17 protein-coding genes are annotated in these 14,596 nt (G+C 65.5%); 10 read left to right on the top strand and 7 right to left on the bottom strand.

Annotated features, from left to right (window positions below):
- Nucleotides 1-2: 2 nt before the first annotated feature.
- The 3 genes from N5B55_RS15350 to N5B55_RS15340 are packed head-to-tail and all read right to left on the bottom strand — an operon-like array spanning nucleotide 3 to nucleotide 2,667.
- Entirely contained in the window at nucleotides 3-587 is a 585-nt protein-coding gene (locus N5B55_RS15350) for an IMPACT family protein (protein WP_065858249.1), read from the bottom strand.
- A gap of 6 nt (nucleotides 588-593) precedes the next feature.
- On the bottom strand, nucleotides 594-1,289 hold the full coding sequence (locus tag N5B55_RS15345; RefSeq protein ID WP_041668560.1) for a GntR family transcriptional regulator: 696 nt from the start codon (nucleotides 1,287-1,289) through the stop codon (nucleotides 594-596).
- A gap of 37 nt (nucleotides 1,290-1,326) precedes the next feature.
- Complete coding sequence (locus tag N5B55_RS15340; protein ID WP_065858247.1) at nucleotides 1,327-2,667, bottom strand: C4-dicarboxylate transporter DctA; 1,341 nt, start codon at nucleotides 2,665-2,667, stop codon at nucleotides 1,327-1,329.
- A gap of 344 nt (nucleotides 2,668-3,011) precedes the next feature.
- Here N5B55_RS15340 and alc point away from each other — a divergent pair, with 344 nt between their 5' ends.
- The 4 genes from alc (at nucleotide 3,012) to arsC (ending at nucleotide 6,448) form a co-directional block, all read left to right on the top strand.
- A complete protein-coding gene (gene alc, locus N5B55_RS15335; RefSeq protein WP_154207956.1) occupies nucleotides 3,012-4,022 on the top strand; it encodes an allantoicase in 1,011 nt (336 codons plus the stop codon).
- A complete protein-coding gene (locus tag N5B55_RS15330) occupies nucleotides 4,019-4,546 on the top strand; it encodes an ureidoglycolate lyase (protein WP_009239600.1) in 528 nt (175 codons plus the stop codon). The genes alc and N5B55_RS15330 overlap by 4 nt, the downstream gene beginning before the upstream one ends.
- Before the next feature lie 93 nt (nucleotides 4,547-4,639).
- Entirely contained in the window at nucleotides 4,640-5,914 is a 1,275-nt protein-coding gene (locus N5B55_RS15325) for a M20/M25/M40 family metallo-hydrolase (protein WP_304538579.1), read from the top strand.
- Nucleotides 5,915-6,097: 183 nt separating this feature from the next.
- Nucleotides 6,098-6,448, top strand: a complete 351-nt coding sequence (arsC, locus tag N5B55_RS15320; protein ID WP_015855900.1) for an arsenate reductase (glutaredoxin) — start codon at nucleotides 6,098-6,100, stop codon at nucleotides 6,446-6,448.
- A 124-nt stretch (nucleotides 6,449-6,572) separates the two neighbouring features.
- Here the strand turns inward: arsC and N5B55_RS25325 are convergent, their stop codons facing one another.
- The 3 genes from N5B55_RS25325 to N5B55_RS15305 form a co-directional block, all read right to left on the bottom strand.
- The gene (locus N5B55_RS25325) at nucleotides 6,573-6,839 is read right to left on the bottom strand and encodes a hypothetical protein (RefSeq protein ID WP_116576344.1); all 267 of its coding nucleotides are present in this window, start codon (nucleotides 6,837-6,839) and stop codon (nucleotides 6,573-6,575) included.
- Between the two features lie 273 nt (nucleotides 6,840-7,112).
- Nucleotides 7,113-7,832 carry an exonuclease gene (locus tag N5B55_RS15310; RefSeq protein WP_116576345.1) on the bottom strand — a complete coding sequence of 240 codons (720 nt, stop codon included), beginning with the start codon at nucleotides 7,830-7,832 and terminating at the stop codon, nucleotides 7,113-7,115.
- Entirely contained in the window at nucleotides 7,829-8,485 is a 657-nt protein-coding gene (locus N5B55_RS15305; RefSeq protein WP_009239605.1) for an MBL fold metallo-hydrolase, read from the bottom strand. Before N5B55_RS15305 ends, N5B55_RS15310 begins: the two co-directional genes overlap by 4 nt.
- Before the next feature lie 201 nt (nucleotides 8,486-8,686).
- Between N5B55_RS15305 and N5B55_RS15300 the strand changes: the two genes are divergently transcribed.
- Entirely contained in the window at nucleotides 8,687-9,418 is a 732-nt protein-coding gene (locus N5B55_RS15300; protein WP_065858235.1) for a septal ring lytic transglycosylase RlpA family protein, read from the top strand.
- A 26-nt stretch (nucleotides 9,419-9,444) separates the two neighbouring features.
- On the opposite strand, the gene rsmI is transcribed toward N5B55_RS15300, so the two are convergent.
- Nucleotides 9,445-10,347, bottom strand: a complete 903-nt coding sequence (rsmI, locus tag N5B55_RS15295) for a 16S rRNA (cytidine(1402)-2'-O)-methyltransferase (protein WP_304538578.1) — start codon at nucleotides 10,345-10,347, stop codon at nucleotides 9,445-9,447.
- Nucleotides 10,348-10,382: 35 nt separating this feature from the next.
- Here rsmI and N5B55_RS15290 point away from each other — a divergent pair, with 35 nt between their 5' ends.
- From N5B55_RS15290 to N5B55_RS15270, 5 genes are all read left to right on the top strand, one after another.
- Nucleotides 10,383-10,760, top strand: coding sequence for a YraN family protein (locus N5B55_RS15290; RefSeq protein ID WP_154207966.1), 378 nt, complete (start codon nucleotides 10,383-10,385; stop codon nucleotides 10,758-10,760).
- Nucleotides 10,761-10,811: 51 nt separating this feature from the next.
- Complete coding sequence (locus N5B55_RS15285) at nucleotides 10,812-11,630, top strand: BON domain-containing protein (protein WP_304538577.1); 819 nt, start codon at nucleotides 10,812-10,814, stop codon at nucleotides 11,628-11,630.
- A gap of 133 nt (nucleotides 11,631-11,763) precedes the next feature.
- Nucleotides 11,764-12,120, top strand: a complete 357-nt coding sequence (locus tag N5B55_RS15280; protein WP_304538576.1) for a c-type cytochrome — start codon at nucleotides 11,764-11,766, stop codon at nucleotides 12,118-12,120.
- The gene (locus N5B55_RS15275) at nucleotides 12,117-13,409 is read left to right on the top strand and encodes an NAD(P)/FAD-dependent oxidoreductase (protein WP_304538575.1); all 1,293 of its coding nucleotides are present in this window, start codon (nucleotides 12,117-12,119) and stop codon (nucleotides 13,407-13,409) included. The genes N5B55_RS15280 and N5B55_RS15275 overlap by 4 nt, the downstream gene beginning before the upstream one ends.
- A gap of 125 nt (nucleotides 13,410-13,534) precedes the next feature.
- Nucleotides 13,535-14,422 carry an EamA family transporter gene (locus tag N5B55_RS15270; protein ID WP_304538574.1) on the top strand — a complete coding sequence of 296 codons (888 nt, stop codon included), beginning with the start codon at nucleotides 13,535-13,537 and terminating at the stop codon, nucleotides 14,420-14,422.
- Nucleotides 14,423-14,596 lie beyond the last annotated feature (174 nt).

Here is a 14,596-nt window from a genome sequence, read left to right as displayed (position 1 = left end):
GCCTAGCTAATCGCCACACGCCCTTGCGTCAGATCGCGCAGCGTGTTCCGTGCAGCCGCCTCGTCCGTCACCGGCAACCGCACCGTCAGCGTGACGCCCGCATCGTACGCAGCATCGACGAGCGTGTAGGCGCCATCGTCGATCCAGCGGCGGATGCGCGCCTCATCGGCGTAATCGGTGGCGAGGGTCAGCGTGGTGCTGGCGATGCGCTCCACGCGTTCGGCGTGCATGAGCGCAGTGGCAATGGCATCGGTGTAGGCGCGCACAAGGCCGCCCGCGCCGAGCTTGACCCCGCCGAAGTAGCGCACCACGGCGCCCAGCGTGGCGTCCAGATCGTGATGGCGCAGCACTTCCAGGATGGGGCGACCGGCGGTGCCGGAGGGCTCGCCGTCATCGGACATGCCGGACTGGCCGCCCGCAAGGAGCGCCCAGCAGACGTGAGTGGCAGCGGGGTGCTCCGCGCGCAGGCGTGCAATGACGTCCATGGCGGCGGCCCGGTCTTCCACCGGAACGGCCAATCCGATAAAGCGGCTTTTCTTGATGTCCAGCTCGGCCGAAACCGGCGCCCGCAGCGTGTAAGTCGGCACGCGCGGTCAGGCGAGGAGGGCGGCTACGAGATCCGTCGCCCGGCCGCCCGGCGATTCGAACTTGAGTGACGCCTCGGTGTGCGCCATGTGCTCTTCCATCAGGGCGATGGCGCCTTCCACATCACCGCGCTTGGCGGCTTCCAGGAAAGCGGTGTGTTCATCGGACGAACGTACGGCATCGTACGTGGACTGGTACATCATCGTGATCACTGAGCTGCGGGCGGAAAGCTCGTACAGCATTTCCTTGAGCACGCTGTTCCCGACCACGTCGGCCATCAGCAGGTGAAAGTCGGCCATCAGGCGATTGCGGCGCGGGACGTCAGACAAGTCGCCGCTGGCCGCCACCTTGTGCTCTTCGGCCAGGTGCTTTTCCAACCGCTTGTAATCGGCCGGCGTCGCCTTCGCGATGAACTCGCGCACCAGCGCCACCTCCAGCACGCGGCGCACTGCAAAGACCTCGCGCGCCTCGGTCTCGTCGGGTTTGGCGACGAAGGCGCCGCGGTCCGGCTCCATGCGGATCAGCTTGTCCTTGGCCAGCATCAGCAGCGCCGCGCGAATCTTCGTGCGGCTGACGTGGTAGACCCGCGCCAGCGCCTCTTCGCGCAGCTTGGTGCCCGGCGGCAGCCGATGCGCGACGATCGCCTGGGCGATGTCATCGGCAATGCCTTCGGAGGAGATGTCGGCGGCGGTGGTTTCAGTCATGGCACCGATTTTACCGCCGTCCGGCAGTCGAGCCGCTTCAGGCATGCGGCAGCGTATGGGCTGCAGGTGCCGCCACGCCAAGGCCGTGCGGAATCGCTTCGCCTTCTTCCGTGATATCGATCTTGCCGTCGAGCACCGCATTGGCGCGCACGCGGTCGATGTCTTTTTCCCACGCCGCGATGACCACCGTGGCGACGCAGTTGCCGATCAGGTTGCCCAGCGCACGGGCAATGCCGATGAACCAGTCGACGGAGAGCACCAGCACCAGGCCGATGGCCGGAATGGCCGGAATGACCGACAGCGTGGCCGCCAGAATGACGATGGCAGAACCCGGGATGCCGTGCGCGCCCTTCGAGGTGACGAGCGCCACGCCCAGGATCAACAGCAGGTCCTGCAGGGCCAGCGGCGTGTTGGTCGCCTGTGCGATGAATACGGCGGCCAGCGTCAGATAGATCGAAAACGCATCGAGGTTGAACGAATAGCCGGTCGGGATGACAAGGCCGACCACGGAGCGCTTGATGCCCATCTTTTCAAGCTTGTTCATGATGGACGGCAGCACCGCGTCGGACGATGCCGTGCCCAGCACCACCAGCAGTTCCGCGCGCAGGAACCGGATCAGCTTGAAGATGTTGAAACCCGCCATGCGCAGGATGGTGCCGAGCACCACGAACACAAACAGCGCCACGGCTGCGTAGAACAGCAGTACCAGGAAGCCAAGCTGCTTGAGCGAGCCCGCGCCGTACTTGCCGACGGTAAAGGCCACCGCGCCCAGCACGCCCAGCGGTGCCAGCCGGATGATCACGGCCATCATGCGGAACAGCACATGCGAGAGCTGATCGATCAGGTTGACCAGCGGCTTGGTCCGCTCACCCAGCAGCGACAGCGAGCAGCCGAACAGGATTGACACCAGCAGCACCTGCAGGATGTCGCCCTTCACGAAGCCGCTGACGAACGTATCGGGAATCAGCTTGAGGAAGAACGCTGCAACGCCAGTCGATTCCACCTGCTTGGCGGTCGTCATGTACGACGCCATGGCCGCCGGATCGAGCGATTTCGGATCCACATTCATGCCGTGGCCGGGCCCGAACAGATAGGCCAGCGCAATGCCCAGGGCCAACGCAATCGTCGTGACGATTTCAAAGTAGATGACGGCCTTGCCGCCCACGCGCCCGACCTTCTTCAGCTCGCCGGCGCCGCAAATCCCCACCACCACGACAGAGAAGACGATCGGCGCGATCAACATCTTGATCAACTTCAGAAAGCCATCACCGAGCGGCTGCAACTTCTGCGCAAATTCGGGCGCCCAGATGCCCAGCGCGATGCCCACCGCCAGGGCAATCAAAACCTGCCCGAACAACGGGCGCGTAAAGCGTTGCATGGTGAATCCTCCTTTGGATTACGGGGTGTCTCAAGCCGCGCCCAATCGTCTAGTTCGGGTTGCTGCGATTGTTGTCACGGCTTTGTTTCGCTCACTGCATTGCAACGAATTGTTGCGAGGAATTGTCGAGCGTTGACGGCATCATAGGCGATCCAATTTTTGTATGCAATTTTTGAATTCACATGCTAGGATCGACCCATGCAGTCCCGCGAAGCCTTGTGCTTCCGCCATTTACGCTGCACTTCCGGCGTTCCCATCATCACGGTTTCGAGTGTACTTACTCGTCGTTTTTGTTCGATGGGCCAGCCGTATAACATCCAGAGACAAATACCAAGGAGTTCCACATGGCGATGCCCACGCTCGATCCGAACGCGCCCGATTTCACGCGCCGATATCCGAACCTGGCGGACCCCCGCCTTGGCGCCGAGGCCACGTTCGCGACCGACGAATTCTTCGCGCCGAAAGATCGCATGCTCAATCCCGAGCCGGCGGTGTTCATCCCCGGCAAGTACGACGACCACGGCAAGTGGATGGATGGCTGGGAAACGCGCCGTCGCCGCAACGGGGGCTATGACCATTGCATCGTCCGCCTGGCCCGCCCGGGCGTCGTGAAGGGTGTGGATATCGACACGAGCCACTTCACGGGCAACTTCCCACCGGCCGCTTCCATCGAAGCCGCCTACCTGCCGGATGGCGAGCCGACCGATGCCACGCAGTGGACTGAGATCGTTCCGTCGACCACGCTGCAAGGCAACAGCCACGCCTATGTGGCCGTGACCAGCCCGCAGGCCTTCACGCATCTGCGACTGAACATCTTCCCGGACGGCGGCATCGCGCGCCTGCGGGTGTATGGCCAGCCGCAGGTCGACTGGAAGGGTGCGGACCGCACCAAGCTGATCGACCTGGCCGCCATGGAAAACGGCGCCTATGTGGTCGAAGCCAACAACGAGCACTTCGGGCCGGCCTCGCGCATGCTGATGCCGGGCCGTGGCGTGAACATGGGCGACGGTTGGGAAACGCGCCGCCGCCGCGAACCGGGCAACGACTGGTGCGTGATCGCCCTGGCCCACCCGGGCCGCATCCGCAAAATCGAAGTCGACACCGCGCACTTCAAGGGCAACTTCGCTGACCGCGTTTCCATCCAGGCCGCGCGCGTGGTGGGCGGCACCGACAGTTCTCTGAAGACGCAAGCGATGTTCTGGCAGACGCTGCTGCCCGAGCAGAAGCTGCAGATGGACCTGCAGCATTACTACGAAGCGGAAATCGCCGACCTCGGTATCGTGACGCACGTGCGCTTCAACATGTTCCCGGACGGCGGTGTGTCGCGTCTGCGCCTGTGGGGGGTGCTCGAATGAGCCAAGAGACCGCTGCACGCGTTGCACTGACCATCGAGCCGCTCACGCGCGAAGCCTTCGCACCGTTTGGCGATGTGATCGAGCTGGAAGGGGCCAAGCAATTCCCCATCAACCAGGGCACGACCATCCGCTTTCATGACCTCGCCAACGTGGATGTGGGCGAGGGCGGCCGCGCGCTGATCAGCCTGTTCCGTGGCCAGCCGCGCACGCTGCCGTTCGAGGTCAAGATGCTGGAGCGCCACCCGCGTGGCAGCCAGGCCTTCATCCCGCAGAACGACAAGCCGTATCTGGTGGTCGTGGCGCCGGCCGGCGAGCTGGACCCATCGAAATTGCGCGCGTTCGTCTCGCGCGGCTGGCAAGGCGTGAACTACGCGCGCGGCGTGTGGCATCACCCGTTGCTGGCGCTGGGCGAGGTGAGCGATTTCCTTGTCGTCGACCGCGGTGGCGAAGGCCACAACTGCGACGAGCAGGACCTGGCCGAGTCGGTATGGTTGACCGCCGAGGCCATGCAGGCCGCGCTGTAAACCTCGCTTCATCGGCATCCATACTGAGCCCCCGCACAACGGGGGCTCAGTCACTTTCAATCTCCGTCCCACCACAAGCAGGGAGACATCGACATGACCCAGGCCCAACTTGCGAATCCCGGCATCGATGCGGACATCCGCGCGTTTGTCGAATCGGCACACGCGCAGCAGATTGATTTCCTGCGCGAGCTGGTGAAAGTGCCGTCGGACAACCCGTCCGGCGATTGCGCCCCGCATGCCGCGCGCGCCAAGGCACTGCTGGAGGCACTGGGCCTGACGGTCGAGGCGCATGCCGTGCCGCAGGCGCAGGTACGTGCCGTCGGCATGGTCAGCGCCACCAACCTGATCGTGCGGCACACGTTCGGCAGCGGCGGCCCCACGGTCGCCATGAACGCACACGGTGATGTCGTCCCGCCCGGCCTGGGCTGGACGCACGACCCGTACGGCGGCGAGATCGTCGAGACCGAACACGGCCCCACCATGTTCGGCCGCGGCGTGGCGGTGTCCAAGTCGGACTTTGCCACCTACACGTGGGCGCTGCTTGCGCTGATCGACGCGGAAAAGCGTGGCGCGAAGCTCAATGGCACGGTCGAACTCCATTTCACCTACGACGAAGAAACCGGCGGCGATATCGGCCCGAAGTGGCTGCTCGACCAAGGCCTGAGCAAGCCCGATTACGCCATCTCCGCCGGCTTTGCCTATGGCATCACCTCGGCGCACAACGGCTGCCTGCACGTGCAGGTGACGGTGCGAGGCAAGCAGGCACACGCTGCCATGCCGCATACGGGCATCGACGCCATCGAGGCGGCCACGCATATCCTGCAAGCCGTGTATGCCTATCGCGCGGAACTCGCCACGCGCACATCCTCCGTGCCGGGCATCGACCACGCAACGCTCAACGTCGGGTTGATCCAGGGCGGCATCAACACCAACGTCGTGCCCGATCTGGTGACGTTCCGTGTAGACCGCCGGATGATTCCTGAAGAAGCCGGCCGCGATGCAGAAGGCGAACTGCGCGCCGTGATCGAGCACGCGGCTGCAGAACGGCCGGGGATCGAGGTTGCAGTGGAACGCATTCTCTTGGCACAGCCGCTTGCCGAATTGCCGGGCGTGGACGCCCTGATTGGCGCGCTACGGCGGAATGCGTTAGCGGTGTTCGGTGGCGATGTGCCGGTGCATGGCGTGCCGCTGTATACCGATGCGCGGCATTACACGGCGCATGGCGTGCCGACGGTTTTGTATGGGGCGGGCCCGCGGACGTTGATGGAGGCGCGGGGGCACAACACGGATGAAAACCTGCGGTTGAATGATCTGCGGGGCGCGACTGTGGTGGTGGGGTGTGCTGTGGGGGAGTTGTTGGGCGGGTGATTAGGGGTTGTTTGGGTTTTTGCCTTGGTGGTCCATCCCCCTTTCGGTCCCGGCAGGGGATGAAACAGGGGTGCACCAACAAGCTCAAAAATCACGAACCCCCTCACAATCAACCACGAAACCAGCAACCACTTGCCAGCCCTTAAGATTGCTGCACGTTCCATCAAGCCAAAACCAGAGCCCATGCAGATCTACCACAACCCCCGCTGCTCCAAATCCCGCTCCGCCCTCGAACAAGCCCAATCCTTCACAGCAAAGAACGGCGAACAGCTCGAGGTCATCGAATACCTGACCACGCCGCCCACGCTGGCCGACCTCAAACAGCTCGCCGCGCAACTCGACACCCCGCTGCGCAGCCTGATCCGCGAAAACGAAGACGAATACGCGCACCTCAATCTGGCCGATGCATCGGACGACGCGCTGCTCAAAGCCATCGCAGCGCATCCGAAGCTGCTGCAGCGGCCGGTGCTGGTTCGCAACGGCCGCGCCATCATCGGCCGCACGCCTGAAGCGCTTGATGCGTTCCTGAAGTAATTCGCGCGCCCCATAAAGTTGAACGGCCTGCCGATTTCCATCGCACAGGCCGTTCAGGGGTGGCCGTATCTCGCCTTGCGCGAGGGCCGGGGCTGCGTCCGTCAAGACGCGCAAGGGCACCGGGTTATTCCAGGCCCATCCATCGGGCCATTTCTGACCCGAAACCAACTGCCAGCAGGGCGGCAAGCACCACTGCCAGCGCCGCCGCGGTCGAGACCATGGCGACCTTCGTGACTTCTGCGTCGTGGTGCGCGTCGCTGTGCGTGTCATGCAGATGCTGCGCACGCATGCTCAGCGGAACCGCCTTCGCAGAGGATTTGCGATGCCAATGCAAGCGTTCCGTCATCGCTCGCAAGTGTTGCGTGTCAAACGCGTCACGGGAAAATCGCACCGCGCTACCTCCCGTTGTTGGCTGATAGCCGACGCCGGCACGCACCGGCGTCGGGGGCACGTGCGGCCCGAAAACGATACGGCAAGCAAATGGCGTATGCGAGTGGCTTTGCTTGTCGGCGCCGGGTGGCGCAGTCGTCTGGTCGCTCGCACAAGCCCAGCGTAGACGCGGGTTTGCGAGCCCGCAAGTTGCGTTGCGGCATGGTGCGCGCATCACGCGGGCAAGAGGCAAACCGCGTGCGGTTCTTCGCCAGATGCGTGATGTGTCCGGCGCTCAATCCTGCGCAGATTGTTGGGGCGATTGTGCGGCGGCGCGCTCGGCTTCGCGCTTGCGCAGTTCGGCGAGCATGTTGCAGAAGAGCGCACCTTGCTCTTTGGCGTCATCCAGCGCGATATGCGTGTGCGGCAGCGGGTCGTGCCAGTGCTCGGGAAAGGCCGCTTTGACGTTGCGCCGATACGGCATGCCCGTGAGCGCAAAGGCCAGCGTCTTGATGTCGAGTGCGGCCCACCCAAACGGCGAGCGCCCGGCAAAACGCATCATGTACCAGAACATGAACGTGAAATCGAAGCCCGCCGGAAACGCCACGAACACCGGCTTGCCGGGCAGGCTCTCGACCCACTCCACGTAACGCGGCAAGGCCACCTCGGGTGCCTCCAGATTGGCGCGGCACGCGGCCCACGCCTCGGGCTGCGTCTTCCACCATTGCATCTGGACAGGATGGCCCTCTGCGCCCGGCAGCGTTTCCAGGTTGGCTTCGAACGTGCCGACGAGCGTCTTGTCGGCCAGGTACGCCGCGCTGGCGAAGCTCAGCATCGAATGCGGACCGGGGATAGGGCCGTCAGCCTCGATGTCGGTGCTGACGTAGATTTCGGGCCGCGTGTCGGGCGGCTGGTTGCCGCGCTTGCGGCGGGGCTTGTCCGCCGGCGCAGCGGGTGCGGTGTCGGCGAAGGGGTCGTCGCTCTCGTTGGCGCTCTCGTTGGTGTTTGCGCTCATGCCGAGCCTTCGTTGGCAAACAGGCGATCGGCGACGTACGGGTTGCTGGCACGCTCATCGCCAAAGGTCGAGACTGGCCCATGACCCGGCACAAACGTGACGTCGTCGCCCAGCGGCCATAGCTTCGTGCGGATCGCGTTGATCAGGTCCGCATGGTTGCCGCGCGGAAAATCCGTGCGACCGATCGACCCCGCAAACAGCACATCGCCGACGATGGCCACGCGGTCTTCGGCGCTGAAGAACACCACGTGGCCGGGCGTGTGGCCCGGGCAGTGAAACACCTGCAGCGTGCGGCCGGCGGCTTCCACGGTGTCGCCGTCTTCGAGCCAGCGGTCGGGCACGAACGCCTTGGCGGGCGGAAAACCAAAGCGCTGGCTCTGCATGGGCAGTTGGTCGATCCAGAACGCCTCGTCCTTCTGCGGCCCTTCGATCGGCACGCCGAGCTGCGTGCGCAGGGCGTCGGCGGCGGCGCAGTGGTCGACATGGCCGTGCGTGAGCAGGATTTTTTCGATGCGTGCGCCGTGCTGCTGTGCGGCGGCCAGGATGCGGTCGATATCGCCGCCGGGATCGGTGACGGCGGCAGCGCCATCGTCGCCAATCAGCAGCGTGCAGTTCTGTTCAAACGGCGTAACAGGGACGACAACGACTTTCATGTGATCTTGTGTGCGCATTTGCACATGGCAGGGATAACCCGATTGTATCGGGCCGAGCCCGCGCCAGCACTGGGCTTGCGGGGTGTGCTGTTACATCCGAAAGAAAATATTACAAAATTGGTGCGAGATGACAGCATGATGTGATCGTTTTAATAGGAAATGTAAATAAGCGATCAAAACATGCATGTTAGACTCGCGGCCATGCTCAAGTTGACCCATTCGATTTCCTGCCTTCCGGCCGGCCGCACGCTGCGTGCCTGGCTCACGCACGGCACCGCGCTGCTGGTGCTGGCGGGCTGTGCCGCCGTCCCCGGCGAACCGCCCGCGGGTGGGCAATCCGGTCTTCAGGCCAGCAAGCCCGCAGCGCCCGCGTTGAAGCTGGCCGACCCGCGCGACAACCCCGATGCCTGGGGCACGCTGTCGTTCCGCGGGGTGCCGGATTCGACCAGCCTCAAGCTGGACGAGAACACCGATACCAGCCCCGGCCTGCGCGCCGACCTCGGCACGTTCGAACAACGCGGCCTGGCTTCGTGGTACGGCCGCGGCTTCCACGGCCGCCGCACCGCCAGCGGCGAGCGTTTCGATATGAACGCCTTCACGGTGGCGCATCCGTCGCTGCCGCTGCAGAGCTGGGTACTGGTGCGCAACCTCTCCAACGACCGCGTGGTCGTGGCCAAGGTGACGGATCGCGGTCCGTACCACGGCAAGCGCATCGTCGACATGTCGTATGCCGCCGCCAAGCGGCTCGACTTCGTCAAACGCGGTTCAACGCAGGTGGAAATCCGCCGACTGTCCCGCGCTGAAGTTGAAGCGCTGCGCCCTGAGCTGACGCAGACCGATGTCGCCAGCAACGATGGCGACGCCGATGTGGGTGCCGATGAACCCGCACCGGTGAAGAAGAAAGCGGTCAAGCGTCGCGCCAAGCGTCGTTGATCCGCTGATCCGGCCGCCTTCCTGCCTCAGTCCTTCCCTTCGTTTTTCAGCGCCAGCGCGCTTTGATACAGCGCGTCGACCGACGCACCCGTAATTGCGCCGGCCAGCTTGGCTGCGCGCTTGGCAGGCAACTCGGCCAACAGCAGACGCAAGACCTGGTCTGCCGCCATCGCCGTCGGCGCGGCGTCCTGCGCGCCTGCGCCCTCCACCACCAGAACGAATTCGCCCTTGCCATGTGAGACATCGGCGGCAAGCCAGGCCGGTGCTTCGGCGGCAGGCCGCACGACGATCTGCTCGAACAGCTTGGTCAATTCCCGGCCGATCAGGATGCGTCGCGCGGGCAGGTGTTCCGCCAACGCGGCGAGTGTGGCCTCGATGCGATGCGGTGCCTCGTACAGGACCCATGCCGGCCCGTGCGCGGCCCATTGGCGGATGGCCGCCTCGCGTTGCCCGGCCTTGGGCGGCAGGAAGCCGACAAAGGTGAACTGCCCACCAGACGTGTCGAGCAACTCCCCCGCGGCAGAAAGCGCCGTCACCACCGCGCTCGCGCCCGGCAGCGGAATCACGCGCTGGCCCGCCGCACGCACCGCCTCGACAATCCGCGAGCCCGGGTCCGACACGCCCGGCGTGCCCGCATCGGACACATAGGCGATGCGCTCGCCCTGCGCCAGCCGCGCCACGATGCGCGCGGCGGCCTCGCGCTCGTTGTGTTCGTGCGCCGCGAGCATCGGCCGCGACAGCCCCAGCCGATGGAGCAGTTGCCCGGTGTTGCGCGTGTCTTCGCACGCCACCGCGTCGACAAGGCCCAGCACGTAGCGCGCCCGTAGCGACACGTCGGCCGCGTTCCCGATGGGGGTGGCCACCACATATAATGCGCCGGCGGGATAGTGCTGGTCGTGCGCCAGCAGGGTCCAGTCAGGATCACTCACGAGAACTTCTCTCTGTTACTTGGTTCAAACCGCGAATGCATGCGCCGCAGCCCATCACAGCCGCCACCGGTGAAGCCGGTGAAGACCGTGCGCTGCGCTACTTGCAGGCGCGCGGGCTGGCCGTGGTCAGCCGCAATTATCGCTGCAAGGGCGGTGAAATCGATCTGGTGATGCGCGATGCGGCCGGCGCCCTGGTATTCGTTGAAGTGCGTGCCCGTGTGGCGCGCTCCGCGCAGCGCTTCGGCGGGGCGGCGGCGAGTGTCACGCCCGCCAAGCAGCGCCGCCTGATTGCCGCGGCTGAAGATTTTCTCGCGCGGCAGGTTGAAGATGTACCGGCCTGCCGATTTGACGTCATCGCCATTGACGGTGCGCGTATCGAATGGATGCGCGATGCCTTCGGCGTTGATGCCTGAACCTCGCATCAACCTCGCTCTTCTTTCTTCTGCACTTCATTCAAGGACAGCATGAAACTCTCGTCGCCTACGTTTGCCCGTTTCCGTCGCACGGTCACACGCACCGCCGTGCTGGCCGCCCTGGCCGGCATGACCGCAACGCAGTTGACTGCCTGCTTCCCGCTGTTTGCGGGCGCCGTGGCCGGCGGCGTGGCGCTTGCCACCGACCGTCGCCCGACCGCCACCCAGACCATCGACCGCGGCCTGCAGATGGAAGCCGAGAACACGCTGATCTCGCGCTACGACGGCCGTGCCCACGTCAACGTGACGGTCTACAACCGCAAGGTCCTGCTGACCGGCGAAGCCGGCACCGAGCAGACCAAGCAGGAGATCGGCCAATACGCGCAGAAGCTGCAGAACGCGCGTGAGGTCGTCAACGAGATCGTGGTGACGCCGGAGTCGAGCACGTTCGGCTCGCGCACAAACGATACGTACATCACCACCAAGGTGAAGAGCGTGCTGGCCGGCACGGACGGCGTGCCCTGGAACTCCATCAAGGTGACGACCGAAGCGCAGACCGTCTTCCTGCTGGGCGTGGTGACCGAGGCCGAAGGCAACAAGGCCACCGAGGCCGTGCGCACCGTAGGTGGCGTCAACAAGGTCGTGAAGGTGTTCGACTACGTGACCGACGAAGAGCGCAAGCACCTGGATGCGAATGCCACGTCGACCAACCCGTCGACCGCGCCCGATGCGTCGCAAGGCACGCCAACGCGCACGCAGAGTACGCCGACGGCCACGCAGGCGCCTGCCCCGGTCACATCGGCCGCGCCGGGCGTGACCGTGTCGCCGACCAACTCGCCGGCGCTGCCGCCGGGCAAGCAATTGCCGTAAGCCACGTCCGCAATATCGCACCGCAAGAAACGCAGCCACCGTGCTGCGTTTTTTGTTGGCTGCACGCATCACAGGGCACATGGCCGGCCGTGCGTGTTAGCGTATGACGCTCCCGCGACTTCGCAGCCCCCCGATGCCCGTCGTCCACCGCCCTGCCGCAGCAGCACTGCTTGCGGCGCTGCTGACGGCCCCTGCGCCCACTGTGGCCCATGCGGCCGATCATCCCGCCACCAATCTGCAGGCCCGCACCTGGGCTGCCACGTGCGCCAGCTGCCATCACGCCGATACCGCGCCCGGTGCCAAGCTTCCCGCGCAGACGTTGCCGCCGCTGGCCGGTCGCTCGCAGGCCGAGCTGATCGACACCATGCAAGCCTTTCGCAGCGGCGCGCGCCCTTCCACGGTGATGGGCCAGATCGCCCGCGGTTATGACGATGCGCAGATCGCCGCCATTGCCGGCTGGCTGTCACGCCAACCTCAGGAGGCGCCATGAGCGAATGGCTGCGCAAGGACCGACGCGCACTTCTGCGCGCGCTCGGGGCAACCGCGCTGGCCGGGCCGCTGGCCGCCTGTGCATCGCTGTCGGGCGTGCGCAATGCGCGCGTGGTGGTGGTGGGCGGCGGCTATGGCGGCGCAACGGCGGCCAAGTACGTGCGCGTGTTTTCCGGTGGCCATGTCGATGTCACGCTGGTTGAGCCGAACGCCGCGTTCGTCTCGTGCCCGCTGTCGAACCTCGTGCTGTCGGGCGACCGTGACATCGCGTCGATCACCGTGCCGTATGACGCGCTGGTCGAGCGCCACGGCGTGCGGTGGGTGCGCGACCGCGCATCGGCCATCGACCCTGGCGCCAAGCAGGTGCGGCTGGCAGGCGGCGGCACGCTTGATTACGACCGGCTGATCCTCTCGCCCGGCATCGACTTCGTGCCGGGCGCGATTCCCGGTCTCGCCAATGCGGCCACCGCCGCGCAAGCGCCGCACGCTTGGAAAGCCGGCACGCAAACACTGGCGCTGCGCCATCGGCTCGAAGCCATGCCCAACGGCGGCACGGTGGCGATCAGCATTCCGCTGGCGCCGTACCGCTGCCCGCCCGCGCCGTACGAGCGCGCGTGCCTGATCGCCCACTGGCTGCAGCGCGCCAAGCCCGATTCGCGCGTGCTCATTCTCGATGCCAACGATGACGTCACCTCCAAAGGCGCGTTGTTCAAGCGCGTCTGGGCAGAGCGCTATCCGCAGCACATCGAATATCGTCCGCAATACAACGCCGTCGACATCGATGCCACGGGCCGCGTGCTCAAGTTCGATGTGCAGGACGACGTGCAGGTCGATGTCGTCAACCTCATCCCCCCGCAGCGTGCCGGGGCGATTGCCGTGCAAGCCGGGCTGGCGACGGCCAACGGGCGCTGGTGCGAAGTGGACTTCCTCTCGTTCGAATCGAAGGTGGCCCCGGGCGTGCATGTGATTGGCGATGCCATCCAGACCGCGCCGCTGATGCCCAAGTCGGGCCACATGGCCAACCAGCACGGCAAGGTAGCCGCCGCCGCCGTGGTGGCGATGCTGGCGGGCCACGCGCCCGATGCGTCGCCGCTGTATACCAACACCTGCTACAGCTTTGCCACGCCCGACGAGGCAATGCACGTGGCAACCGTGCACCGCTACGACGCGACCGAGCACACCATGGTGACGGTGCCCGGCGCCGGCGGGCTTTCCGAAGCGCCTTCCGCAGCGGAGGGCAAGCTGGCGCAAGGCTGGAGCCGCGCCATCTGGTCGGACATGCTGGGTTGAATGTCAGGCGGAAGGTGCAGCCCCGGGCACAAACAATGCGCAAGATTGTGCAAGTCGCGTAAGCGGCCCGCGCCTACAGTGCGTCATGTGGCCGCGCGGGCGGCCGTCCGAACCTTCCGATCATCATGTCTCCCAAGGATCTGCTGCTGGCCCTGACCGTTGTGTTGGTGTGGGGCGTCAACTTTGTCGTCATCAAGGTGGGCCTGCATGGCGTGCCCCCCATGCTGCTGGGTGCGCTGCGCTTTGCGCTGGTCGCGTTCCCGGCTGTGCTGTTCGTGCCGCGCCCGAAGATTGCGCTTAAGTGGCTGGTGGCTTACGGCGCCACCATCAGCTTCGGGCAGTTCGCGTTCCTGTTCTCCGCCATGTATGTGGGCATGCCGGCGGGGCTGGCCTCGCTGGTGCTGCAGTCGCAGGCGTTCTTTACGCTGACGATTGCCGCCATCGTGCTGCGCGAGCCGATCCGCTGGTTCCACCTGGCCGGCATGGCGGTGGCCGCAGGCGGGCTCGCCGTGATCGGCATGGCGGGGGGCGGCTCGGTCACGGGCATGACCACTGCCGGCTTCCTGTTGACGCTGTGCGCGGCGTTTTCTTGGGCCAGCGGCAATATCGTCACCAAGCGCGTCGGGCCGGTGAATGTGGTGAGCCTGGTGGTGTGGGGCGCCGTCATTCCGCCGATTCCGTTCTTCCTGCTGTCGTACTGGCTGGAGGGGCCGCAGCAGATCGCACACAGCCTGGCGAACATCAGCTGGTCCAGCATCGGCGCGATCGTCTACCTGTCTTTTGGTGCCACCATCTTCGGCTACAGCCTGTGGAGCCGCCTGCTGGCGCGCTACGCCGCCAGCCAGGTCGCGCCGCTCACGCTGCTGGTGCCGGTGGTGGGGCTGGTGTCAGCCGCCGTGCTGCTGGGCGAGCGCCTGGTGCCTGCCCAATGGCTGGGCGGCGCTGTGGTGATGGCCGGGTTGCTGCTCAACGTATTTGGCGGCCGGCTGGCCGCGCGGCGGGCGATGGCCTGATCGCCGCATCCCCATCAGAAACAAGCGCCCGGGGCCGAAAGGTACCGGGCGTTTTGCTTTGCGGACGACATTTGCGGGCGACATAGGATTTGGCCCGTTTCGGGCACAATACCGGGTCCAATTCCCGCCATTTCGCCCGCTCACGCATGCGGGCAGCCTCGTCTTCTGGAGACC

The sequence above is a fragment of the Ralstonia pickettii genome (genome assembly GCF_030582395.1).
In the GTDB taxonomy this organism is placed as follows: Bacteria; Pseudomonadota; Gammaproteobacteria; order Burkholderiales; family Burkholderiaceae; genus Ralstonia; species Ralstonia pickettii_D.
Note: the sequence above shows the minus strand (reverse complement) of the source record. Positions and strands in the feature narration are given on the sequence as shown.